Origin of the sequence: Virgibacillus oceani, from assembly GCF_014638995.1 — a bacterium.
In the GTDB taxonomy this organism is placed as follows: domain Bacteria; phylum Bacillota; class Bacilli; order Bacillales; family Amphibacillaceae; genus Virgibacillus_E; species Virgibacillus_E oceani.
The window spans coordinates 172,368-197,189 of the sequence record NZ_BMFR01000001.1 but is presented as its reverse complement, the minus strand read 5'-3'; the positions used below and the strand labels follow the sequence as shown (position 1 = coordinate 197,189).

Genomic DNA, 24,822 nt, shown 5'->3' with positions numbered 1-24,822 from the left:
GTATACACTACGCTTTCCGTGGGCGGCTGATGAGCCTCCTCACGCTGGGTGTTCGTCGTGTTGCAAGCATTTTCGGTGATGCTGCACTCCTCACAACTCGTAGCTTATTCGGTGGATGTTTTGCTCGTCGCTCCGGGGTCTCACCGATGCCTCATCTCCCACAGGAGTCTCCGTGTATACGGGCTGCTAGTAAGTGTATTTATAACGTAATCATGATTTCTTAAAGATATTATAGATAATTTATATTTAATAATTACAATCTATGCAAGTACCGATATATATTAATTCCACTGCACTAGTCCGGCATCGCTGCGGGCGATGACTCCTGCTCAGAAAAGCACGAGTCCGAAGACACCAAAGAGTGGTTTTCTCGAGGAGGCAGAGGGTGCCCGCGGAAAGAATCCGCCCGGAGCGATCCCGGACGGCGACCCGAGAATATTACGTCGCATTTTACGTCTATTGTATAGAAACAACAATCTTGGAAAGTGATCAATTAAAAACCTATCATTCATCCTATAAAGCATGAAACAATAGGTTTTCGTTAGTTTTTATATAGATGTGTGGAAATTAAGCTCGTCGACAGTATCACCAGATAACGAATAAAAGGTTACGTAAACATCGTCCAACATATCCCACTCCAATATTGCGTAGGTCTTTTCCACCCTATTTCTTGGCTGGCGTATGCTTCCGGGATTTATAAATAATTGATTTCCTGATTTTTCAGCTCCAGCAATATGAGTATGACCAAAGCAAACTACCTGTGCATTATATTCTTTTGAACGGTACGCTAAATTCAAAAGGTTCGATTTCACATTATATAGATGTCCGTGTGTTACAAAAAAGTTCACATTTTCTATCTCCGTTACCTGTTCATTAGGGTATCGATTATCAAAATCACAATTACCTGCTACTTTCAGAAATCCTTCCAGTTCAGAAGCGTCCATATCCAGTTCGGAATCACCACAATGAATCATATAATCCACACGATGGCGTTCCTTAATTTGTGTAACTTCATTCGTTAGACTATGGCTATCACTTACTATTAAAACTTTAGGCATAATATCCCCTTTCCAGTAAAGGTTTCTGCTATCTTATACCCTTTAACCAGGCTTCTAATTGTATAAACGCGTTTTTTCGATGACTAATACTATTTTTTTCATTTGGGAGAAGCTCTGCCATTGTTTCAGAGTACCCATTGGGAACAAAAATTGGATCGTATCCAAACCCATATTCACCTTTAGGATAATTCGCTATGTGACCATCACAGGTTCCTTTATAAAATCTTGTCACTTCATTTGGTTTAGCCATTGCAAGAACACATACAAATCTTGCAGTACGTTTTTCTAATGAAATGTTTTCCAATTCGGAGAGAACTTTTTCAATATTTGCGTTATCATCCTTTGATTCTCCTGCATAACGTGCTGAGAAAATTCCTGGTTTTCCGTCTAACGCATCAATTACCAATCCTGAATCATCCGCTAATACTGGACCGCCTGTTATGTCAGCAATTGTTTCTGCTTTTAAGGCAGCATTTTGTTCAAAAGTGGTTCCTGTTTCTTCTATATCATCAATAGTATTAGGTAATTCTAACAAAGAAACAGCTTTTATATCGAATGGTGCTAGAAAATCTTTGAATTCCTTTGCTTTGCCTTGATTCTTTGTCGCAATAATCATCTGTTTCATTGTCATCACCTATCTTTTCGTTTCACCAATACGGTTTGCTAACTCACCTAATGTTTCCTTTTGCTTCTCCATAATTTCGAGTAAACCATTGGTCGCAAGTTGAAGCATCCCTTGTAATTGATTGTATGTAAACGTTGCTTCCTCACCTGTTCCCTGAATTTCAACAAATTCTTCTGCACTTGTCATAACAATATTCATATCTACAAGTGCTTTAGAATCTTCTTCGTAATTTAAATCCAAAACCTCCGTACCGTTAGGCAACACACCTACAGATGTAGCTGCTAAAAAATCTGTAACAGGCATTTTTTCTAATGTTTTATTTTCCAAAAGTTTACCAAATGCTTGCACAATAGCGACAAACGCTCCAGTAATGGATGCTGTTCTGGTTCCACCATCTGCCTGAATAACATCACAGTCTACCCATACAGTACGTTCACCAATCTTGTCCAGATCCACAACTGCACGCAATGCTCTTCCGATTAATCGCTGAATTTCCATTGTTCTTCCACTAACTTTGCCCTTAGACGATTCCCGAATATTTCGTTGATCAGTGGCTCTTGGCAACATAGCATATTCTGCGGTTATCCAGCCTTTTCCTTGTCCGCGCATGAAAGGAGGAACCCTATCTTCAATACTTGCGTTACATATCACTTTAGTTTCCCCAACTTGGATCAGCACCGATCCTTCAGGATGTTTTATAAAATCTAGTGTAATTGTAATTGGTCGTATTTCATCCGTTGTACGTTGATCATTTCTCATATAAAATTTCCTCCTTCAGTCAAAATCAATAGTAACATATTTTTAGCCAAACATGGAACAAAAGTGCGTATGCAATATAGGATTAACTGGTCATTAGTTTAACCACAGCATATCATTTTATTTTTAATGCAACGATGTACATTCTCTCGTATAACTAATGTTCAATTTCGTACAAGGTAACATGAAAGATCCATGTTTTCACAGTAAATGCGCGGATTCAGTTAAACATTTTTTTGCGGATATTAAAGGAAACATGAAGAGCTATTTCGTCGATACTAAACTAATTTATTGGTAGGCAACTGCGAGTACATCACAATGGAACTTTGGCAAATCGTCACCGATGCAATCGACCGGTATCCATAATCCCATAGTTTTCTGAGCATAAAAAAAGAGGCTGTTAATACCAGCCACTTCAATTTATAATTTTTTAGCTTTAGAAAATACACTTGATGTTACAGGTTTATTGTATTCTTCTCCATTTTCGTTAAACAATTTTTCAACGTTTTCCACCTTTACCTGTACCGCTTCAACACTTTGTTGTTCTGTCAGTGTCCGAACAAGTGACTCCATTACATCATCCGAAATTGTAGTTTTATCAGCCTCTGCTAATATCCCTTGATTAAAGACCAACTCCAGAACCCCATTATTTAAGGTAGGATCTGCAGTTAAAGAAGCTTGTTCATTAAAAACCTGTGTCGCATTTACACTATATCCTGGTCCTTCTAAAAGGGTTTGAACGATTGAGCCATATAAATCTTGGTCATTAACCTCAATATGCTTGGTAATCGGGACAAAGTATTTAGTTTCATTGTACTCGGTCGGATAATATAATGTAACAGCTTGACTATTAATAAGATCTAGTGCATCCGTTTCTGTTATATTAATACCATTCGCTCTGGAATACCCCTCCGCAATTGGAGTTCCATTTACAGGCATTTCAGTTTGGTCCTGTCCCTCAATTCGCAATTGAACTTTATTAACACTATCAAATTGTGTTAGTGTATATGTCATGGCTTGCAATACTTTTAACTCATCTGCTGCTTCATAATTTTTAAATTCACTGGAAACATCAACAATCATAGTTCCGTCTTTTTCCAAATTTAACCCTAGTATTTCCGTTCCTGCTGGTAAGACCGCTTGAAATCCATTCGGCAATAAATTTGTTACGGGTCCATCCTTCACCAAATATTCCAATGCTTGGGCAGCAACTTCTTTTGATTCAGATTTCGGTATTTCTAATGTTTGAGGTGCAACCATTCCATTTGCATCAATTAAAAATAACTGCCTCTTTACAGTTTCAGCAGCTGCATCATTCTCCGCATCAGCTCCCGTTTCATCCGAAGATCCATTTTCTAATTCGTTTACCGGTTCAGCATTTTGAGGCGGATCCACTTTTTCTCCCATTGATTGTTCCCCTTGAAAACACCCCGTCAATATTATTGAAATCCCCATTATTCCAGTTATTAGTAATGTGCCTTGCTTCCGCATGTTTTTCCCTCCCACGATGGTTTGTACTATTATATATACGAGCTTATCGTGAAATTAGACCAACCTATGAAAATAAACATAAAAAAATATCAAGGTTGTAATACCTTGATATTAACTAATAACTGCCTTTTCAATTATGACACTTCTAAAGTCCGGTAACGATGTTTTAAAAATATCCCTTGCTATTTTCTCAAAAATTCCTAATTCTCCTGTTGTAAAAAATTGATGTCTTGCTACCCGATCACCCTTGTATAATAATTGCCGGAACTCTAATATTGTACTCGCTTCCCGTGCAGTTTCCTCACTGGAAGAAATTACTGTAACATAATCTCCAATAACTTCTTGAATTGTATCTTTTATTAGCGGGTAATGCGTACATCCCAATATCAATGTATCTAAATGATCGTCTTCTTTCATAACCTGCAATGATTCTTCTACAACATTTTTTGCTTTTTCTCCAGATAAAATTCCTTGTTCTACCATTGGTACGAACATTGGACAGGCAAGGGCGCTTACATGAATGTCTCCATTAATACTTTTCAATGCATTTGGATATGCATTGCTTCGGATTGTGCCATCTGTCCCTATAACGCCAATATGACTATTTCTAGTAAACTTAATAGCAGCCCGTGCACCTGGCAGTATAACCCCGATTACCGGGATATTCAAGCCTTCTTGCAGTTCAGTTAAGGTAAAAGCGGTAGCGGTATTACATGCAACCACTAACATTTTAATGTTTTTTTGCAACAAAAATTCTACCATTTCCCAAGTGAATTTTTTTACTTCCGTTTTGGATCTTGGACCATATGGACATCTTAGCGTATCCCCAAGATAAATTAATCTTTCTTTAGGGAGCTGTCGCATAAGTTCATGTGCCACCGTCAATCCTCCAACACCAGAATCGATTACACCAATTGCTGAATCCAAACTTATCGCCTCGACTTTGTTGTTATTTTTCATTCACTGATTTCATTTGCTGATGAAGAAATGTTAGTAACTCATTTAATGTATTTGTCTGTTCTAATGAAAAATTTTGAACTATTTCTCCCAGATATTTTTGCCGCTCAAGAATGACTTCTTCAATAATTGTTTTGCCTTTTTTCAGTACATGTATCCGAACAACACGTCTGTCATTCGAGTCCCGTACACGCTCAACAAGCTTATTTTTTTCCATCCGATCAACTAAATCAGTTGTCGTACTAAATGCTAACCCATTTTTGTTTGACAATTCACCAATTGTCATGTCACCCTCTTCCAGCAGCCATTGCAGTGCAATGAATTGCGGTGACGTAATCGGATAGTTAGCTAAAATTTTGCGACCATTTTGTTTTATATCTCCTGCGATATATCGCAGCCTTTTTTCTAAATCAGCTATTACTTCAACTGTTATATTATTTGCCAAGTGGGCAGCCCCCTATAAAATGTAACTTCCTGTTAAAAAATTTCAGCATTCATAAGGTAAAATTTCCTAACTCTCTAAGTATATTTTAACATAGGATTGTTAAAATACTCACGTTAATGTTCACGTACTTTATTGGTCATGTGGTTATTAGCGTTAATATTTAAATTAATACTCACCTTATTTTTATTCTATTCAATATTAACAACAATGATTTACAAATCGGTATCATTCAACGCATAACCTATAACACAACAAATTTGTATCGTTCATTCATTTGTACGCACCGTTTACACTTAATTTCATAAGCTATAGTGACTAGATAATTTCCCTTCATTCTGCAGCTCTATGACAGTAAGGAGGGGTTAACATTTGAAGGACAACGAGTATAAACCGAAGCAATTATTAACTAAACGTGAAAAAGAAGTATTCGAACTCTTAGTACAAGACAAAACAACAAAAGAAATTGCCCAGGATTTGTTTATATCTGAGAAGACTGTCCGGAACCACATCTCAAATGCTATGCAAAAATTAGGAGTCAAGGGGCGCTCGCAAGCAGTAGTAGAGCTCCTTCGCATGGGGGAATTAAAGCTCTAATTAAAACCGACTTTCTTTCTGGGAAGTCGGTTTTCACTGTTAAACTATTCTAAGTTTTTCCTTCATCACTTCACTTAATAATATTGGTTTCCCGGTTGAAGTCGCTATGTAAACAATTCTTCCTCTGCCAGTCAAGCAGATTTCTTCATTTTCATTTAATGCCATATAATGTACATCAAAAGATGTCTTCCCAATATAATTAACCTTTACAAATAGCTTTATAGTTTCATTAAAAAACATTTGCTTATGGTAATCACACTGCAAATCTGCGACAATCGGTATACCTTCTTTACTGTTCGCATCACCAAACAGTCCAGCAGATTTTAAAAATTCGATGCGTGCTTCTTCAAAATATATAAATGACGAAACATTATTGACGTGACCAAACATATCTGTTTCTGAAAAACGTACCCTAATTGGGATAAAAAAGGAAAATTCAGATTGCCATTTCTCCATATCCGCGATATATGCAACAGACTTCATTCGTTAATCCCCTTTCATATATTTAGTAAAAAGCCCCTACCATATTAACTGGTAAGGGCCATGGTAAATTCTAACCTATACTGACTATCGTACGTTATCACTGCCAAAGAAATTCTTAAATGATTGTATGTTTGTAGCGCGATTCATTGCAGCTATTGAGGTTGTCAATGGAATTCCTTTTGGACACACTTGGACACAGTTTTGTGCGTTACCACATCCAGTAATTCCGCCTTCTTCCATTAGCCCCTCTAAGCGTTCACTTTTGTTCATTTCTCCAGTTGGATGTGCATTGAATAATCTTGCTTGAGAAATTGCTGCAGGTCCAATAAAGTCTGATTTATCATTAACATTTGGACAAGCCTCTAAACAAACACCGCAAGTCATACATTTTGAAAGTTCATATGCCCATTGACGTTTTTTCTCAGGCATGCGCGGTCCTGGTCCAAGGTCATACGTACCATCAATTGGAATCCAGGCTTTTACTTGTTTTAACGCATCAAACATTTGTTCACGATCAATAATCAAATCACGGACAACCGGGAATGTACTCATTGGTTCTAAGCGAATCGGCTGTTCAAGCTGGTCAACCAGCGCTGCGCAGGATTGGCGTGCAGTACCATTGATCACCATCGAACAAGCTCCGCAAACCTCTTCCAAACAGTTCATATCCCACATTACTGGTGTCGTTTTTTCACCGTTTGCATTAACAGGATTTTTGCGGATTTCCATTAACCCAGAAATTACATTCATATTTTTTTTATAAGGGACATTAAATGTTTCCTTATAAGGAGCAGAATCCGGGCTGTCTTGTCTAGTAATAATAAAGGTAACAGTATTTTGTTCAGCCATTTTTATCTTTCTCCCCTCAATGTTTTTTTGTATAGTCACGTAACCTTGGTTTAATTAATGAAGTGTCTACTTCTTCATATGTTAATACCGGAGCATTATTTTCCTTATCAAATGTTGCAATGGTTGTTTTTAACCAATCCTCATCATTACGATCAGGAAAATCCGGTTTATAATGTGCCCCGCGGCTTTCGTTACGGTTATATGCGCCAAGCGTAATAACACGTGCCAAATGGAGCATATTTTTAAGTTGACGAGTGAACATAACTCCCTGATTGCTCCAACGAGATGTATCATTGATATTTATGTTTTCCCATCGATCTAGAAGCTCTTTAATTTTTTCATCTGTTTTAAGCAGTTTATCATTGTGACGAACCACTGTGACATTATCTGTCATCCATTCTCCAAGCTCTTTATGAATCTGGTAAGCATTTTCCTCGCCATCCATTTTCATAAACTCGTCAAATATTTCTTGTTCTTCTTTTTCCCTTCTCTCAAACAATTCAGGTGACATATCCTCTACATGTGTTTCAAGTTCGTCAATGTATTTGATAGCGTTCGGTCCAGCAACAGAACCACCATAAATCGCTGATAATAATGAGTTTGCACCAAGACGATTACCTCCATGCTGTGAATAATCACATTCACCACATGCGAATATTCCTGGAATGCTAGTCATTTGGTCAAAATCAACCCATAGACCTCCCATAGAATAATGAACAGCAGGGAAAATCTTCATCGGTACTTTACGAGGATCTTCACCGACAAATTTTTCATAAATCTCGATAATTCCACCAAGTTTAACATCCAATTCTTTAGGATCTTTATGAGATAAATCCAGGTACACCATGTTTTCCCCATTTATACCTAACTTTTGATTTACACAGACATCAAAAATTTCTCGTGTTGCAATATCACGAGTAACTAGGTTTCCGTATGCAGGATATTTTTCTTCCAGGAAGTACCATGGCTCCCCATCTTTATATGTCCAGACACGTCCACCTTCACCACGTGCTGATTCACTCATTAAGCGTAATTTATCGTCACCAGGTATTGCTGTCGGATGAATTTGAATAAATTCTCCATTTGCATATTTTGCACCTTGCTGATATAAAATACTTGCTGCCGACCCTGTATTAATCATTGAATTTGTAGATTTGCCGAAAATAATCCCAGGTCCGCCAGTAGCCATTATTGTTGCATCGGATGGGAAAGATTTAATTTCATGTGATTTAATATTTTGTGCAACTATTCCTTTACCGACACCTTCATCATCAAGGACAGCTCCAAGAAATTCCCAGTTTTCATATTTCGTTACCAGGCCATCTACTTCATAACGACGTACTTGTTCATCTAATGCATACAATAATTGCTGACCTGTTGTTGCACCTGCATATGCTGTACGATGCACGGCAGTACCACCAAAACGGCGGAAATCCAATAAACCCTCTGGTGTTCGGTTAAACATAACACCCATCCGGTCCAGCATGTTAATTATTCCTGGTGCTGCTTCACACATTGCCTTAACAGGTGGCTGGTTTGCTAAAAAATCCCCGCCATATACTGTGTCGTCGAAATGCTGCCAAGGGGAATCTCCTTCACCCTTTGTATTTACTGCACCATTAATACCACCCTGGGCACATACAGAGTGAGAACGTTTTACAGGCACAATGGAAAACAGGTCTACATTAACACCTGCTTCAGCTGCTTTAATTGTTGCCATAAGTCCGGCAAGACCGCCTCCGACAACAACTACTTTACGATTACTCATGAGAAATACTCACTCCCTTATTCAATATTAAATTCCGTAAGCAAATGTAATTAATGCTCTTACACCAATATAGCTAAGTGCTAAAAATACGATTAACGTTACATATGTAGCTACTTTTTGAGATCTTGGTGACTGTGTAATTCCCCATGATACTAAAAAGCTCCATAACCCATTTGCAAAGTGGAATGTAGTAGATATAACACCCACGATATAGAACCAGAACATTACCGGACTTGACAAAATACTTTCCATTAATCCATAGTTCAGCTCTTCATTACCTAGCCCTATTTGTATACGTGTTTCCCATACGTGCCAAGCAATGAAAATTAACGTGATGATTCCTGTCACACGCTGCAAATAAAACATCCAGTTTCGAAAATAACCATAGTTGTTAGGATTATTCTTCGTTACAAATACAATGTATACACCTAAAATTGCATGGTATAAAATCGGAAGATAAATTATTACAACTTCCAATACAATTAGGAATGGAAGGCTTTCTACAAACCCAGCCGCATTATTAAAGCTTTCTTCACCATAAACTGCAAAGTGATTTATGATCAAGTGCTGAATTAAAAAGACCCCAATCGGAATTACTCCTAACAGCGAGTGTAGCCTGCGATACCCAAATTCGCGATGTTCCATTAAGTGTTACCCCCCTCAGATTATGTAATGTTATTTTGTGATTTGCACGGGTTTCTAAACAATAAAGATTGCTTCATTATAGGTATTTCCCTTTACTGCCTAAAAATGTACAATTTGTGACACATTTTATTGTACTTCTAACCACTATAAGCGTCAAGAAAAGGACTCGACAAATTTAAGATATGAGACAATTGACATATTTTGTCCTTAAATTGATAGAGCATGCTTGCACAACTTACCATTTATATAGATAATAATACTAGCAATCTATTAAAATTAATTTATCGTTTTTCGTTGAATTGGTTCTGTTAGAAAGGATGACATCTATGTCAAAAAATCAAGCAGCAGTCCCCCTGACTTTACTCGACAAACTGCAAAATCCCGGTGCTGGTTATGATTTACTGCGTTATTATAGTCTCCCTGAATTGTTGGGTACTGAAGCAAAAACACTTTTATATTTTATGGGCAGAAATCTAGCTAGAAAACTAGATATACAGACGATTGAAGACATATATTTTACTTTTGAAAAATTAGGGTGGGGCAAGCTGGAATTAATTAAGAAAAAAAGAAAAGAACAAATCTTTCATTTAATGGCTGATTCAGTTGCCAATCGTCTAAACGCACCATTTGAATCAGAGTTCAGAATGGAAGCAGGTTTTCTGGCTGAATCCATGCAACTTATTAAGGATGAATCCTGTGAATGCATGGAAGAAGTTAATAATAAAATTCTCCAGGTTGAGTTTACTGTAGTATATACTGCATAGTAAAACGCATTTATAAATAAAAGTAATGTTCTTCAATAGGTTAAAGAACATTACTTTTTACTTTTTTCCGAATTTAAATAATCTATAATAATTTGTGCGACGTTCTGTGGTATACCCAGCTTTGTTATATTTAATAATGAGGCATTTCTAATTTCTTCAATGGATTTAAAATGAGTCAGTAACAACCTTCTGCGCTTTTCCCCAACTCCAGGTATTTTATCCAATTCAGATCGAAACAAGCTCTTCCCCCGTAATTGCCGATGGAACGTAATAGCAAATCTGTGCACCTCATCCTGAATACGCTGTACAAGATAGAATTCCTGTGATTTCCTGGACAATGGTACCATTTCAGGTGGAAAGCCATATAACAATTCACTTGTTTTATGTTTATCATCTTTTGCCAATCCACACAAAGGAATATCTAAACCTAATTCATTCTCCAGCACGTCCAGTGCGGCGCTCATTTGACCTTTACCACCATCAACAATAATTAAATCCGGTAAAGGCAATTGTTCCTTCAAAACACGTGTATAACGACGCCTGATAACCTCCCGCATTGTTTCATAATCATCAGGTCCCTGTACATCCTTAATTTTATATTTCCGGTAATCTTTCTTGTTAGGCCGTCCATCGACAAATACTACCATAGCCGAAACGGGATCTGTTCCCTGGATATTTGAATTATCGAACGCTTCAATCCGATGCGGCATTTCAATATTTAATTTGTCCCCTAATCGTTCTACCGCTTTAAAGGTTCTTTCCTCGTCACGTTCAATTAAAGAGAATTTCTCGTTCAAGGCAATTGCTGCATTTTCCATTGCTAACTTCACTAATTCCTTTTTACGGCCTCGAAATGGGACATGAACATTTATTTCTAAAAGTTCTTCTAATAAATCGGTATCCACCCCTACAGGTACTAATGCTTGCTTTGGTTTTGGATGATGTTGATGTAAATAAAACCTTCCGATAAAGCTTATAAAAGTTTCCTTTGGTTCATCAAAAAACGGAAAAATGGATACATCCCTTTCGATTAATTTTCCTTGTCTTACAAAAAACACTTGAACGCACATCCAGCCCTTATCGTAGCTGTATCCAAATATATCCCTGTTTACTTGATCATTAAGCGTCATTTTTTGCTGTTCCATTGTAGACTCAATATGCTGAATTTGATCACGCAATTCTTTTGCACGTTCAAAATCTAATCTTTCGCTTGCATCCAGCATTTTTTGTTTTAACTCATTTTTAATTTCTTTATGACCGCCATTTAGAAAGGAGGTAATATTTTGTACAATATTTTTATACGTTTCTTCAGATGCTGGAGTTTCACTGCAAGCTAGACACTGGCCCAGATGATAATAAAGACAGACGCGTCCAGGTGGATTATTGCATTTTCTCAATGGATACATGCGATCAAGAAGTTTTTTTGTCTCCCTTGCTGCAATCACGTTCGGATATGGTCCAAAGTACTTTCCCCTGTCTTTTTTAACCTTTCGAGTAATAAGTAGTCGTGGATGTCTTTCAGCAGTTATTTTCAAGTAGGGGTATGATTTATCATCTTTCAGCATAACATTATATTTAGGATCGTATTTCTTAATCAAATTCATTTCTAAAATAAGTGCTTCAATTTCAGTTGAGGTAACAATGTATTCAAAATCCACTATCTCCTGAACCAAACGCTGAGTTTTTCTATCGTTTGCACCGGTAAAATAAGATCGCACCCTATTTTTTAACAATTTCGATTTTCCTACATAAATTATTGTCCCATGCTTATCTTTCATTAAATAGCAGCCTGGCTGTGCGGGAAGAACGGCTAATTTTTCTTTAATCGTTTGATTCATATAGTTCAGTCCTTTTTACCTATAAGTAAAAGATAATCCCTTGTCACATAAGGCAACAAGGGATCTGCTCTTTGTACATTATACAATTATACTATCTTTAGGCATGTTTGTTAATTAGTTCAACAAGTGCCTCTTTTGGCTGAAAACCGATAACCTGGTCAACGACGTTTCCATCTTTGAATAGTAATAGAGTCGGAATACTCATTACACCAAATTTACCCGCTGTTTCTTGGTTTTCGTCTACATCAAGCTTAACTATTTGAACTTTTTCTTCCATTTCGCCATCAATTTCTTCTAAAACCGGTGCAATCATTTTACATGGCCCACACCATGGTGCCCAGAAATCAGCCAATACTAAACCCTCAGCAGTTTCTTTAGAAAAATTCTGATCTGTAACATTTACAATAGCCATACTATTTCCTCCTCAAGTGTTGCTTTAACTCTTTTCATGAGTATATCATCGATTAGTATATCCTTGCTAATAGTTTGCTTATGCATATTCTATGTAACCATTCATTGGTTCTAAACGGTAAAAAGCCTGATCAACTGTTTGATCAGACAATCCACCTAAATAACTGCCTTATTTTATTTTCTTAATTTCTTCAATCAGCATCGGTACAACTTCAAATAAGTCCCCAACAATACCATAATCAGCAACGTTAAATATATTTGCTTCAGGATCCTTATTAATCGCAACGATGACTTTTGAATTTGACATCCCGGCCAAATGCTGTATAGCACCGGAAATTCCGCACGCTATGTAAAGATCCGGTGTAACAACCTTACCAGTTTGACCAATTTGCAGGGAATAATCACAGTATTCTGCGTCACATGCCCCTCGTGATGCTCCAACTGCACCGCCTAATAAGTCTGCAAGCTCCTGTAATGGTTTAAATCCATCCTCACTTTTCACACCTCGACCACCGGCAACAATTACTTTCGCTTCTGATAGATCGACACCTTCAGATACTTTTCTGATAACATCCTTTATTACCGTTCTAATATCAGTAACCTCAACATCTTTGGAAGAAATTTCTCCAGTACGTGATTCATCACGATCAAATGCAGTGATATTATTAGGTCGTACTGTCACAAACGTAATATCGCTTGTAATGATTTTCTTTTCGAATGCTTTCCCAGAGTAAATTGGTCTAGTAAATACAACCTTGTCGCCGTCAACTTCAATATCAGTTGCATCGGAAATTAAACCAGCCTCTAACTTACTTGCAATTTTGGGCGTTAGATCTTTCCCTATTGCAGTGTGCCCCATTACAATAGCAGCTGGCGATTCGTCATTAATAACGGCCATAATCGCTTGACCAAAACCTTCTGATGTATACGTTTTCAAATTATCATGTTTAATAGCGATAACACGGTCCGCACCGTAATACACCATTTCGTTTGCTTGTGATTCTAATTCACCATTACCGCATAAAACACCTACAACTTCTCCATCAGAATCTATTTTTTTTGCTGCTGCAATTGCTTCAAACGTAACATTTCGCAACGAACCATCTCTTGTTTCGCCAATTACTAGTAGTTTGCTCATATCAGATTCTCCTTTCTGTGATCGGGTTTAAAGTACCTTTGCTTCATTCTTTAATAGTGATACCAATTCCTGAACTTGGTCTTGCAGTTCACCTTCAAGTACCTTACCTGCTTCTTTTTCTGGTGGTAAGAATATATCAACTGTTTTTGTTTTTGGTTCTAATTCATCTTCATCTAAATCCAAATCATCAATTTCTAATTCTTCCAATGGCTTTTTCTTCGCTTTCATGATACCTGGAAGTGATGGGTATCTTGGGTCGTTCAATCCTTGCTGACATGTAACTAGTACTGGAAGACTAGTCTCAACCTTCTCTACATCACCTTCAACATCTTTATCAATGCTCACTGTTTCTCCATCAATTTTTAAACCGGTAATTGTCGTCACATAAGGTATACCCAGGAGTTCCGCAAGTCTTGGCCCTACTTGACCACTAGCTTCATCAATTGCTACATTACCTGCTAAAATTAAATCTGCGTCTTTATCCTCAAAATAAGCTTCTAAAATTTTTGCTGTTGTGTACTGATCACCTTCGTCAAGATCATCTTCCGTATTAATTAAAACAGCTTTATCTGCACCCATTGCTAAGGCAGTACGCAATTGTTTCTCGGAATCTTCATCCCCAACAGTAACAACGGTAACTTCACCACCGTGTTCATCGCGTTGTACGATTGCTTCTTCTACTGCATACTCATCATATGGGTTAATAATGAATTCAGCACCATCATCTTCAATTTGACCGTTTGTTACAGCAATTTTTTCTTCTGTATCAAATGTCTTTTTTAACAATACATAAATATTCATGAGATATCCTCCTTTAAGTCAAATCCATTATATTCTATTTATCTTGGAAGTTAGGTTTGCGTTTTTCAAGAAACGCTTGTACACCTTCCTTAGCATCCTCTGAACCAAAGATTTCTCCAAATGCCTTTGCTTCCGCCTTAGAACCTTCTGAAAAGGCTTCCACTTTCGCATACGGAATTAATTTCATTATACGGTTAATTGCCGGTTTGCTTTTGGAAGCAATCTTTTCTGCTAGTTTCATAGCTTCTGTAAAAACAGCATCCTCTGCAACAGCTTGATTAGCCAGCCCTAATTGACAAGCCTCTTTTCCGCTTATTGGCTCACCGGATAAAATCATTTCATATGCTTTTGCAGTACCTACATATTGTGGTAATCGCTGAGTACCTGCAAAGCCGGGAATAATCCCTAGCGAAAGTTCAGGAAGCCCCATTTTCGTATTTTCAGTTACTATACGGATATGACAGGCCATTGCTAACTCTAAGCCACCACCTAATACCGCACCGTGAATAGCAGCTATAACAGGAATTGAAAAGTTTTCAATTCGATCAAACAATAGTTGGCCATCACGTGATAATGACTCATAATCAGATGCCTTTTGAAACGAAGTAAATTCCTTGATGTCCGCACCTGCTGAGAAAAACTTGCCTTCACCTTTTAATATTATCGCTTTTATTGTTCCATCTTTCTCAATTTCATCAAGTTTGGTTGCAATATCCTCAAGCAACGTACTGGATAATGCATTTGCCGGCGGACTCTTTATTGTTAATATTGCCACATTATTCGCTGATTCGTATGCTATTGTCCCCATCTGTAACCCTCCTCTTTTATATAATAACAGAAGTTTGTATTGATTTGCATTCTTCTTATTTAACGGAAAGGCCGTTTATGATTAATGCATGCACTCCCGGAGCTTGCTTGACTAGATCATATTTTTGCTCTTTCATCACCCAGTTTGTCACTATTTCATCCAGAGTTCCAAAAATCATCTGTCGTACAAGTGGAAGATTTAGATCATTACGGAAAATCTTTTCCTCCACACCCTCATTAATAATGAGGTCAATAGTAGCTAGGTAAGGCTTCAGAACTTTATTTATCTTTAAACGTAAATCTTTATTTGATTGTCTCAGCTCTATCTGCGTTACTATAGCCAAATGATGGTTCTCAGCCAGCTGACGAAAATGCATTTCAATTAATGTAAGTAATTTTTCGCTGACGCTTTGTTTTTGGTTAATACTGTTCGTAATTTTTTCAATAAATTGGCCCATTTTTTCTTCAAACAACGAAACAAGAATATCTTCTTTGTTTGCGAAATATAAATATATCGTTCCATCCGCTACTCCGGCCTTTTTAGCAATCTTGGAAACCTGTGATGCATGGTATCCATTTTCAGCAATAACCTCAACAGCAGCCTCAATTATTTGTTTATACTTTGGCTTATTTTTTTTCATATTGATCTCCTTACTTTCTGCAGCAAACTGAATGAATAATCATTCATAAGTATATTTTATCGATTCAAATTAATCGTGTCAATATTGCCCGTCCATATTTTGTACAAAAAAGTGAGCTTGTCGCTCAAATAGTGGTAGAGTTTTCCTGAAGCCTATCTTTTTCTTCATTGACTAACTGTCTGCGCAGAATTTTACCAACAGCTGTTTTTGGTAATTCATCTCTAAATTCATATAATCGAGGTACTTTATATGCTGCAAGATGTTTCCGGCAATATTTATTTAATTCCCCTTCATCTAGCTTATAGCCGGATTTAAGTACAATATATGCCTTAACGGTTTCACCCCGATATGCATCAGGTACACCAGCAACAACAGCTTCCTGCACACCTTCATGTTCATAGAGCACTTCCTCTACCTCTCTCGGATAAATATTATAACCGCCAGCAATAATCATATCTTTTTTGCGATCAACAATATAAAAGTAGCCACTTTCATTCATGTATCCCAGATCACCTGTTAACAGCCATCCATCCCTTAACACTTTATCCGTTTCTTCTTGGTTATTCCAGTAACCTCTCATAACTTGCGGACCTTTAACCGCGACCTCCCCTACCTCATCTATATCCGCTTCCTCTAAGGTATCCATCCGGAAAATTTTAGAATCTGTATCTGGCCATGGTACACCAATACTTCCATTTACACGATTTGTCCAGACAAAATTGGAATGTGTAACTGGAGAGGATTCGGTTAGTCCGTATCCTTCTACTAATTTCCCTTTCGTTACGAGCTCAAATTGCTCTTGAACTTCAATAGGTAATGGCGCTGATCCGCTAATACATGCCTCAATGGATGATAGGTCATATTTATTAAGGTCAGGGTGATTTAATAACCCCACATAAATCGTTGGTGCACCGGGGAATAAGGTCGGACGTTGTTTTTGTATCGTTTTTAATACCTCCCCGGGGTCAAACTTCGGTAACAGTATCATCTTGGAGGCATTCATTATGGACATATTCATCACCGTCGTCATTCCATATACATGGAAGAAAGGTAATACACCTAATACAGTCTCCTTGCCTACTTTTGATTTATACAGCCATGCTTGACACATTTGAACATTTGAAACAAGGTTATAATGGGTTAACATTACTCCCTTTGGAAAACCTGTCGTTCCACCTGTATATTGAAGCAGTGCTAAATCTTCTTTTGGAAAAACTTCTATTTTCTTATATGAATCTGATGCGTTTTCCATAATTCTGTTCCATACATGTGTATCATCCGTTTGTTCAGCCCGGACTACCATATTATACTGTTTTTTTTGGATAAATGGATAAACAAGATTTTTAGGAAATGGTAAATAATCTTTAATTCCTGTTACGATTGTGTGCCTCAATGATGTATTACCTCTTACATTTGTAACCCGCGGCAATAATATATCCAAACAGATAATAATTTCAGCAGCAGAATCATTAAGCTGATATTCAAGTTCTCGCTCCTTGTACAAAGGATTTGTTTGTACTACAGTTGCACCCGCCATTAAAGCCCCATAATAACTAATTACAGCTTGCGGACAGTTTGGCAGCATTATAGCCACACGATCTCCCTTTTGCAAGCCTATTGATTGCAAATAGCCTGCCATCTTCCTAGCTTGCCTGTATACTTCAGAAAAAGAAATTTCTTTACCCATAAAATAAAGCGCTTTCTTTTCCGGGTAGCGCTTAGCACTTTCCTCAAGAAAGGCATGAAGCGGTTTCTCATCGTACATAATACTAGTCGGTATTTCATCTGGATAATGCGTATGCCAGCGTTTTTCGTTCCCCATTATTTTTCCTCCCTTTTTACTAGTTTATTTCCATTATACCGATTAATTTATATTTTTTGAAATTTTATATCACTTATTTCAACTATACTTTACATCAAATAAAATACGCCAACTATTACAAAAATAATTGCAACTACAATTAATACCTTTGCCAATGTCTCCAATTATTTCTCTCCTTACCCTATACTTGCCCCAATTATAAATGCCAATCCAACCGAAATCAGCATGGAAATAAATCCCACCGCATTATTCCCTCTGCCAATCTCTTCATCAACTTTTATGGTAGGAGTCAAGAATTCAAAAATAAAATAACCAAGCAATAGTAAAACAAATCCAAAAACACCCCATCCAATGCTTTGAATCAATGTATCATTATGCTCAATTGAGTAGCGGAATATTGTAGCGATGCCAAATAACTTCCCTCCGGTCGCCATCGCTACAGCAAAATTCCCTTTCTTTATCTGATCCCAGTTTTTGTAGGACGTAACAAGTTCGAACACAGCTAGAAAAACAATCGTGCACAGTATAACTACACTATACCTTGCTGCCGTTTCAACAAATATATTTTCCCAAAAACTACTCACGTTCTGAACACCCCATTCCCTTAAATACTGATGCTTACTTCAACTCTAATATGGTAACACCACTTCCACCTTCACCCATCGTTCCAGTACGAAACGCGGATATTCCGGGATGTTTCTTGGCAAATTCTTTTACACCAGTTCGTAATGCTCCAGTACCTTTACCATGAATAACCGATACTTTTGGATAACCGGCAAGCATTGCATCGTCCAGATATTTTTCCAATTTGATTAACGCATCTTCAAAACGTTCTCCGCGCAAATCAAGCTCTGTACTAACATGATAGTTGGAACCTTTTACAGTCGCTAATGGTTTATCCATTACTTGTTTTTGCTTGCCAATTGCCTGCAAATCACTTCGTTTTACTTTAACTTTCATAATACCTATTTGAACAAGGTACTCATTATCGCTAACTTTCTCAAGAACCGTACCATTTTGATTAACCGTAATTAATTTAATCTCATCTCCTTCTTGCAATTCTTTTGATGACGATTTATCATTACGTTGCTTTTTCTGTTGTTTTGCAGAAAGATTCGGCTTTGCCTCTTCTAACATTTTTTTGGCTTCAATCCATTCATGCTCTTTTACCGATGCAGCTGATTTCATATTACGAATTTCATCAATAATTAATTCTGCCTCTTCCCTTGCTTTTTGTAATGCTTTTTCTGCTTTCGTTTCAGCTTTTCTGTATAGTTCTTCACGTTTCTGATCAAATTGATGCCATTCTCTTTTTAAATCCCCTTGTAATTTTTCACTTTCCAATAAATTTTGGTGTGCTTGTTGATACTCCTTTTCTGCCTGTATTTGAGAATACTCTAAAGAAGCAATCATATTTTCAACACTTTTTGAATCTACACCAATATGACCTTTTGCTTGATCGATTATGGATTCATTCAATCCCAATCGTTTAGAAATTTCAAATGCATTACTTCTTCCAGGAATTCCAATCAGCAATCGATAAGTAGGCTGTAACGTTTCTACATCAAACTCAACAGATGCGTTAATAACATTTTCACGATTATAGCCATATGCCTTTAGCTCAGGATAGTGGGTCGTAGCAATTACCCTAGCATTTCTTGCAATCACTTCATCAAGAATTGCTATCGCAAGTGCTGCCCCTTCCTGTGGATCTGTTCCCGCACCGAGCTCATCAAATAAAACCAAAGACCTATTATCAACTTGTTTAATAATGTTTACGATATTTGTCATATGTGAAGAAAATGTACTTAAATTTTGCTCGATTGATTGTTCATCACCAATATCCGCAAACACATTTTCAAATACAGCCATTTCACACCCGTCAAGTGCCGGAATTTGCAAACCTGATTGAGCCATTAATGTGCACAAACCGATCATTTTCAGTGTTACAGTTTTACCGCCAGTATTCGGACCTGTTATTACAATCGATGTAAAGGTCTCACCAAGTTCCACATCATTTGCTACGACTTCTTTCATTGGTATTAACGGATGCCGTGCCTGGTTCATTTTGATTAGTCCATTATCATTCATTTTAGGCATTGCTGCTTTCATGCTTTTCCCTAATTTTGCACGAGCAAACATAAAATCAATTTGTCCCAATACCATCACATTTTCCATCAAATATACTTCTGATTCAGCAATATGTTCCGTTAATTCTTCTAAAATACGATTAATTTCCTGTTTTTCTTTCCCCCTTGCTTCCTGCAGCTGATTGTTAAGGTCAACAACTGCTTTTGGCTCCATAAATAATGTTGCACCAGATGCAGATTGATCGTGAACGATACCGCCGATTGATCCTCGATATTCCTGTTTTACAGGAAGCACATAACGATCATTTCGAATAGTAATAATGGCATCAGAAAGCATGTTGCTGCTTGATTTCGTATAATTATCCAGTTTATCACGAACCCGACTCTCAAATGTACGGATAGACGATCTGATACTACGCAGTTTTGCGGATGCACTATCCATTACATGACCATGGTCGTCTATACAGCTTTTTATCTTTGTTTCTAAATTACGCAACGGAGTGATACGCTGCACAAGTTCAATTAAAATTGGTAAAATTTCTTCCTGTTTCTCAATAAAGTCTTTAACCTGTCTCCCGCCATATATTGTGTTTGCTACATCTAAGCACTCCTCCGTACTTAAAACGCCTCCGATAACACTACGTTTAATACTTGCTCTGATATCAAAAATACCGCCAAGCGGAATTGCTTCATTTAATCGTAAAATTTGTGCTGCTTCATCAGTTTCTCTATGCAGAATCTCGACTTCCGCTAAGTCGGTAGAGGGTTTTAATCTTGACGTTAAATCCTTCCCCAATGTTGTTGCAGCAAAATTTGTTAATTGTTCAAGTATTTTATTAAATTCAAGTACACGTAAAATACGATCGTTCATACATACTTACCCCTTTAATTGCTTACATTGTCTATTATCTTTTACGGTTAACAAAGGCCAGAAGTTTCTCTTTTGACCATGTATTTAATACATTTTCTTTTTGCAGCCAGCCCCGCCTGGCCACTCCGACACCATATTCCATGTGATCCAGCATTTGATAATTATGTGCATCCGTGTTAATGGCAATTTTTACCCCGTTATCCTGAGCAATCCTAACCCACTCTGAAGATAAATCGAGTCGATTGGGATTTGCATTAATTTCCAATGCTGTACCCGTTTCATTTGCGCGTTCAATTAATTTTTCATTATCGATAGCATACCCTTTGCGCCTTCCAATCAGTCTGCCGGTTGGGTGAGCGATAAGTGACACATATGGACATTCCAAAGCAGCATATATTCGTGACATAATTTTATCTTTTGGCTGACTGAAGCTTGAATGGATTGCACCAATAACAAAATCCATTTCCCTTAAAAATTGATTGTCGAAATCCAACGTGCCATCAGGTAAAATGTCCATTTCTACTCCAGCAAAAATATGAATATCATTAAATTTTTCGTTTAATTTTTCTATTTCTTCCCGCTGTTTTCTGAGTCTTGTTTCATCTAATCCATTTGCAACTCGTAAATATTTCGAATGGTCAGTAATCGTAATATATTCATACCCTTTATTGCGTGCTTGATTGACCATTTCTTCTAGTGATTGTCCACCATCACTCCAGGTTGTGTGCATATGCAGATCACTACGAATATCGTTCATTTCCACTAAATCAGTTTTATTTGAAAACGACTCGATCTCACCAGTGTTTTCTCTAACCTCTGGCGGAATATATGGTAAGCCGAAATGTTCAAAAAATTGTGTTTCACTGGCAAATGTTATTATTTCTCCTGTATCCTCTAATTCTATTCCATATTCATTAATTTTTTCCCCACGGGATTTCGCTAGCTGCCTCATGGCAACATTATGCTCTTTTGAACCAGTAAAATGATGGAGGGTCGAGGCAAATTCTCTTGGTTCAACTATACGAAAATCAATATTAATATCATAAATATCTTCTAATGTAACTGAAACCTTTGTTTCACCACTGGCAATGACAGATTTAATGTTGTCCATTTCAAGCAGTGCATCGCGAACCTCCGTAGCCTTCGAAGCAGCAATAATAAAATCCAGATCTTTTATTGTTTCACGCATTCTTCGTAAACTGCCTGCACGAGAATACGCTTCGATTGAAGGGATTTCCTTTAAATATTCTTCAATTTGCTCAGCAATTGGGAGCATGATTGCAATCGGTAATCGTTCAGGTCTTTTATCAGCTTCTTCTAATGCCTTTAAAATTTTCTCAGCAGACTTTTTCCCAAAACCAGCAAGGCTTTCGACATTGCCATTTTCACAAGCTTTTTTAAGTGAATCGGCATCTATAACTCCAAGCTCTTGATATAATTTTGCTAGCTTTTTTCCACCAAGACCTGGTAGATTAAGCAGCGGTATTAACCCTTTAGGAACCTCTTTTTCTAATTGATTGTATGTTTCTGATGTGCCATTTTTTATATATTCCTGAATAACCGCACTTGTACCTTTGCCAATTCCTTTTATTTTTGTAAAGTCATCAATCTCATCTAATGACCGATCATCTCGTTCAAGGGCCTGTGATGCCTTTCTATATGCAGAAATTTTAAAAGGGTTTTCTCCTTTTAGTTCCAAATAAAGAGCAATCTTTTCAAGCAGCTTCAATACATCTTTTTTATTTATCATTGATTTCACCTACTTATCTTAATACCAAAAGAGACTGATCCAAGTTAGGATATACTTATTGTACATGAGATACAAATGCATATCCTATTATATTGAATCAGCCTATTGAAAAATTTATTTATTGAAATCAAACAAACTTTCTATATGTGTAAACCATAGATCTTTAATTTGTTCAGAGAATATTGGAGTATGTTCAATCATAAACAATGCAACAGAAGAATCATTAATCCAAGATTGGACGCCTGATAGGGGTGTCAAAGCTAAAATATATAAAATAATAAAAATCAATAGGTATACTTCTATAAACCCTAACACAGCACCAAGGATTTTATTCACAGAATGCAATATCGGTAATTCTGCAACAAAATCAAGCATGGAGGCAATAATTTGTAAAATGATTTTTACAGCAAAAAAGATTATCGCAAATGCGATGGCATTGTAAAAAGCATTTTCAAGGGGCAGTGACTGCAGAAAGTCTGCCCATGAACTGTCATTTGACAATTCCGGATAGGGAATCCAAAGAGCAAGCTTGGATGCTAGTTCATCATAGTACATTGCGGCAACTATAAAAGCCGCTACAAACCCTATCAAATGAAAAACCTGTAATATGAAACCACGTTTTAAACCAATTAAAAAGCCAAAAATCAGCAGAAGCACTAAAATAATATCAACCATACTTTATTTATCCTCTTTCTTATTTATTGAGCCAAGCAGTTTTGCGTATTCTTCTTTTAATTTCAAATAATCATTCATTGAATTAACAGCTGTTAAAACAGCTAATTTAGTCGTGTCTAAATTTTTATTCATCTCTTGAATTTCATGCATTTTTTGATCAACTAAACTGGCTACTAACCTTACATGATGGGCGGGTTCAGTTCCGACTATTGTATAAGATTTATTATGTATATCGACCGTTATTCGTGTTTTATCTTCCTGGGTCACACGGTTACCCCCTTAATAAAATGGTTCACTTTATATTAACATGAAGACGCCATTTAGGAAACTAAAGAATAACCTTTTATAATTGATATTTCAATCAGCTGGGAGTTTTCCGCCCACTGATTGTTAGTTTGAAAGAACAGGATTTTTGGGCAGTAATCCCCTGCTTATCTTTTTGTATCACCTCAAATCTTAAACTTGAGATATTACTGCCTGTTAATACGGGATAAATGATGAATCCTTTGCTATAGTGTATATATGTGATTGATTGGAGTGATTAATATGCCACAAAGTGTTCATGTAATACCATCAGAAACCATCGAAAAAATGCAGCGTCATTATGCAGATTCAGTAACAAACACACCAAAGGGAGCCATATTCAGAGCGAAAACACCAAATGCAGTGATAACTGCATACAAATCTGGAAAGGTACTTTTTCAAGGAAAAGCACCAGCTGCAGAAGCGAATAAATGGGTATCAGACAGTGCTGCACAAGCTACTTCAAAACCACCCTTAAAAACAGTACATTCATTTACACCGCCTCATGCATTGTTTAACGATTCGCATGCTGGTTCAGATGAAGCTGGAACTGGAGATTATTTTGGACCGGTAACTGTTGCCTGTGTATATGTTAAGAAAGAACAAATAAAAACACTTAAACATATTGGTGTACAGGATTCCAAAAATCTATCGGACACCACTATACGTAGGTTGTCAAAAGAAATTCTTAACTTTAACATTACATATTCACTTCTAGTTTTACGAAATGAAAAATACAATACTTTAAAGACGCGTGGCTGGTCTCAGGGAAAAATGAAAGCAATGCTGCATCACCATACGATCAATAACGTTCTAAAGAAGATCGGTACATCTCCATTACAAGGTATTTTAATTGATCAATTTTGTGAACCAGTATTGTATAACAAATATATCGCTAGTGAAAATGCAAAAATTGCAAAAAACACTTATTTCATGACAAAAGCGGAAAGCTATTCAATAGCCGTAGCTTGTGCATCAATTATTGCCCGAGCAAGCTTTTTAAATGAAATGGACGAGTTATCTTGTAACCTAGGCCTAACATTGCCAAAAGGTGCTTCCATTCAGGTTGACAAAACAATCGCCAAAATAATAAGCAAAAAAGGTAAGAACATCCTGAATAGATGTGCAAAAACACATTTTATTAATACAACAAAAGCTGAAAAATACTTATAGTCTTTCTGGGTCTACTAGCTTTAACATCGCCGGATAAAAAAGATTTGGACTATCAGGAAGTCACCGC

Annotated in this window: 25 protein-coding genes; 3 read left to right on the top strand and 22 right to left on the bottom strand. The window is 37.0% G+C overall.

Annotated features, from left to right (window positions below):
* Positions 1 to 548 precede the first annotated feature (548 nt).
* From IEV74_RS01005 to IEV74_RS00980, 6 genes are all read right to left on the bottom strand, one after another.
* Positions 549 to 1,058 (bottom strand): metallophosphoesterase family protein, encoded by a 510-nt coding sequence (locus IEV74_RS01005; protein WP_188453484.1) that lies wholly within the window; start codon positions 1,056 to 1,058, stop codon positions 549 to 551.
* A gap of 28 nt (positions 1,059 to 1,086) precedes the next feature.
* On the bottom strand, positions 1,087 to 1,683 hold the full coding sequence (locus tag IEV74_RS01000) for an XTP/dITP diphosphatase (protein ID WP_188453483.1): 597 nt from the start codon (positions 1,681 to 1,683) through the stop codon (positions 1,087 to 1,089).
* Between the two features lie 9 nt (positions 1,684 to 1,692).
* Positions 1,693 to 2,442: a ribonuclease PH gene (gene rph, locus IEV74_RS00995; protein ID WP_188453482.1), complete on the bottom strand. Its 750-nt coding sequence runs from the start codon at positions 2,440 to 2,442 to the stop codon at positions 1,693 to 1,695.
* 417 nt (positions 2,443 to 2,859) lie between these two features.
* A complete protein-coding gene (locus tag IEV74_RS00990) occupies positions 2,860 to 3,930 on the bottom strand; it encodes a GerMN domain-containing protein (RefSeq protein WP_188453481.1) in 1,071 nt (356 codons plus the stop codon).
* A gap of 111 nt (positions 3,931 to 4,041) precedes the next feature.
* Positions 4,042 to 4,857, bottom strand: a complete 816-nt coding sequence (gene racE, locus IEV74_RS00985) for a glutamate racemase (RefSeq protein ID WP_188453947.1) — start codon at positions 4,855 to 4,857, stop codon at positions 4,042 to 4,044.
* A gap of 22 nt (positions 4,858 to 4,879) precedes the next feature.
* Complete coding sequence (locus IEV74_RS00980; protein WP_188453480.1) at positions 4,880 to 5,332, bottom strand: MarR family winged helix-turn-helix transcriptional regulator; 453 nt, start codon at positions 5,330 to 5,332, stop codon at positions 4,880 to 4,882.
* A 369-nt stretch (positions 5,333 to 5,701) separates the two neighbouring features.
* Between IEV74_RS00980 and IEV74_RS00975 the strand changes: the two genes are divergently transcribed.
* Positions 5,702 to 5,926, top strand: coding sequence for a helix-turn-helix domain-containing protein (locus IEV74_RS00975; RefSeq protein WP_099158690.1), 225 nt, complete (start codon positions 5,702 to 5,704; stop codon positions 5,924 to 5,926).
* 39 nt (positions 5,927 to 5,965) lie between these two features.
* On the opposite strand, the gene IEV74_RS00970 is transcribed toward IEV74_RS00975, so the two are convergent.
* The 4 genes from IEV74_RS00970 to IEV74_RS00955 all read right to left on the bottom strand — a co-directional run bounded on the left by IEV74_RS00970 (position 5,966) and on the right by IEV74_RS00955 (position 9,671).
* On the bottom strand, positions 5,966 to 6,409 hold the full coding sequence (locus IEV74_RS00970; RefSeq protein ID WP_188453479.1) for an acyl-CoA thioesterase: 444 nt from the start codon (positions 6,407 to 6,409) through the stop codon (positions 5,966 to 5,968).
* A gap of 84 nt (positions 6,410 to 6,493) precedes the next feature.
* On the bottom strand, positions 6,494 to 7,258 hold the full coding sequence (gene sdhB, locus IEV74_RS00965) for a succinate dehydrogenase iron-sulfur subunit (protein WP_188453478.1): 765 nt from the start codon (positions 7,256 to 7,258) through the stop codon (positions 6,494 to 6,496).
* A 16-nt stretch (positions 7,259 to 7,274) separates the two neighbouring features.
* On the bottom strand, positions 7,275 to 9,026 hold the full coding sequence (gene sdhA / locus IEV74_RS00960) for a succinate dehydrogenase flavoprotein subunit (RefSeq protein WP_188453477.1): 1,752 nt from the start codon (positions 9,024 to 9,026) through the stop codon (positions 7,275 to 7,277).
* Between the two features lie 27 nt (positions 9,027 to 9,053).
* Positions 9,054 to 9,671 (bottom strand): succinate dehydrogenase cytochrome b558 subunit, encoded by a 618-nt coding sequence (locus tag IEV74_RS00955; RefSeq protein ID WP_188453476.1) that lies wholly within the window; start codon positions 9,669 to 9,671, stop codon positions 9,054 to 9,056.
* 326 nt (positions 9,672 to 9,997) lie between these two features.
* On the opposite strand from IEV74_RS00955, the gene IEV74_RS00950 reads away from it, so the two are divergent.
* Complete coding sequence (locus IEV74_RS00950; RefSeq protein ID WP_188453475.1) at positions 9,998 to 10,435, top strand: YslB family protein; 438 nt, start codon at positions 9,998 to 10,000, stop codon at positions 10,433 to 10,435.
* A gap of 50 nt (positions 10,436 to 10,485) precedes the next feature.
* Here IEV74_RS00950 and uvrC read toward each other — a convergent pair whose 3' ends face one another.
* The 12 genes from uvrC to zapA form a co-directional block, all read right to left on the bottom strand.
* Positions 10,486 to 12,273 (bottom strand): excinuclease ABC subunit UvrC, encoded by a 1,788-nt coding sequence (gene uvrC / locus IEV74_RS00945; protein WP_188453474.1) that lies wholly within the window; start codon positions 12,271 to 12,273, stop codon positions 10,486 to 10,488.
* 97 nt (positions 12,274 to 12,370) lie between these two features.
* Entirely contained in the window at positions 12,371 to 12,685 is a 315-nt protein-coding gene (gene trxA / locus IEV74_RS00940; protein WP_188453473.1) for a thioredoxin, read from the bottom strand.
* Between the two features lie 168 nt (positions 12,686 to 12,853).
* Positions 12,854 to 13,822 (bottom strand): electron transfer flavoprotein subunit alpha/FixB family protein, encoded by a 969-nt coding sequence (locus IEV74_RS00935; protein ID WP_188453472.1) that lies wholly within the window; start codon positions 13,820 to 13,822, stop codon positions 12,854 to 12,856.
* Between the two features lie 27 nt (positions 13,823 to 13,849).
* Positions 13,850 to 14,623 (bottom strand): electron transfer flavoprotein subunit beta/FixA family protein, encoded by a 774-nt coding sequence (locus tag IEV74_RS00930; protein WP_188453471.1) that lies wholly within the window; start codon positions 14,621 to 14,623, stop codon positions 13,850 to 13,852.
* Positions 14,624 to 14,657: 34 nt separating this feature from the next.
* Entirely contained in the window at positions 14,658 to 15,431 is a 774-nt protein-coding gene (locus IEV74_RS00925; protein ID WP_188453470.1) for an enoyl-CoA hydratase, read from the bottom strand.
* A 55-nt stretch (positions 15,432 to 15,486) separates the two neighbouring features.
* Positions 15,487 to 16,071: a fatty acid metabolism transcriptional regulator FadR gene (gene fadR, locus IEV74_RS00920; protein WP_188453469.1), complete on the bottom strand. Its 585-nt coding sequence runs from the start codon at positions 16,069 to 16,071 to the stop codon at positions 15,487 to 15,489.
* Between the two features lie 124 nt (positions 16,072 to 16,195).
* Entirely contained in the window at positions 16,196 to 17,893 is a 1,698-nt protein-coding gene (locus IEV74_RS00915) for an AMP-binding protein (RefSeq protein ID WP_188453468.1), read from the bottom strand.
* Positions 17,894 to 18,069: 176 nt separating this feature from the next.
* The gene (locus IEV74_RS00910; protein ID WP_188453467.1) at positions 18,070 to 18,477 is read right to left on the bottom strand and encodes a DUF350 domain-containing protein; all 408 of its coding nucleotides are present in this window, start codon (positions 18,475 to 18,477) and stop codon (positions 18,070 to 18,072) included.
* A 34-nt stretch (positions 18,478 to 18,511) separates the two neighbouring features.
* Positions 18,512 to 20,854: an endonuclease MutS2 gene (locus IEV74_RS00905; RefSeq protein WP_188453466.1), complete on the bottom strand. Its 2,343-nt coding sequence runs from the start codon at positions 20,852 to 20,854 to the stop codon at positions 18,512 to 18,514.
* Between the two features lie 34 nt (positions 20,855 to 20,888).
* Entirely contained in the window at positions 20,889 to 22,604 is a 1,716-nt protein-coding gene (gene polX, locus IEV74_RS00900; protein ID WP_188453465.1) for a DNA polymerase/3'-5' exonuclease PolX, read from the bottom strand.
* A gap of 114 nt (positions 22,605 to 22,718) precedes the next feature.
* Positions 22,719 to 23,279 carry a CvpA family protein gene (locus IEV74_RS00895; protein ID WP_188453464.1) on the bottom strand — a complete coding sequence of 187 codons (561 nt, stop codon included), beginning with the start codon at positions 23,277 to 23,279 and terminating at the stop codon, positions 22,719 to 22,721.
* 3 nt (positions 23,280 to 23,282) lie between these two features.
* Complete coding sequence (gene zapA, locus IEV74_RS00890) at positions 23,283 to 23,546, bottom strand: cell division protein ZapA (RefSeq protein WP_188453463.1); 264 nt, start codon at positions 23,544 to 23,546, stop codon at positions 23,283 to 23,285.
* Between the two features lie 279 nt (positions 23,547 to 23,825).
* Between zapA and rnhC the strand changes: the two genes are divergently transcribed.
* Positions 23,826 to 24,755 carry a ribonuclease HIII gene (gene rnhC / locus IEV74_RS00885; RefSeq protein ID WP_188453462.1) on the top strand — a complete coding sequence of 310 codons (930 nt, stop codon included), beginning with the start codon at positions 23,826 to 23,828 and terminating at the stop codon, positions 24,753 to 24,755.
* The last annotated feature ends 67 nt before the right edge of the window (positions 24,756 to 24,822 follow it).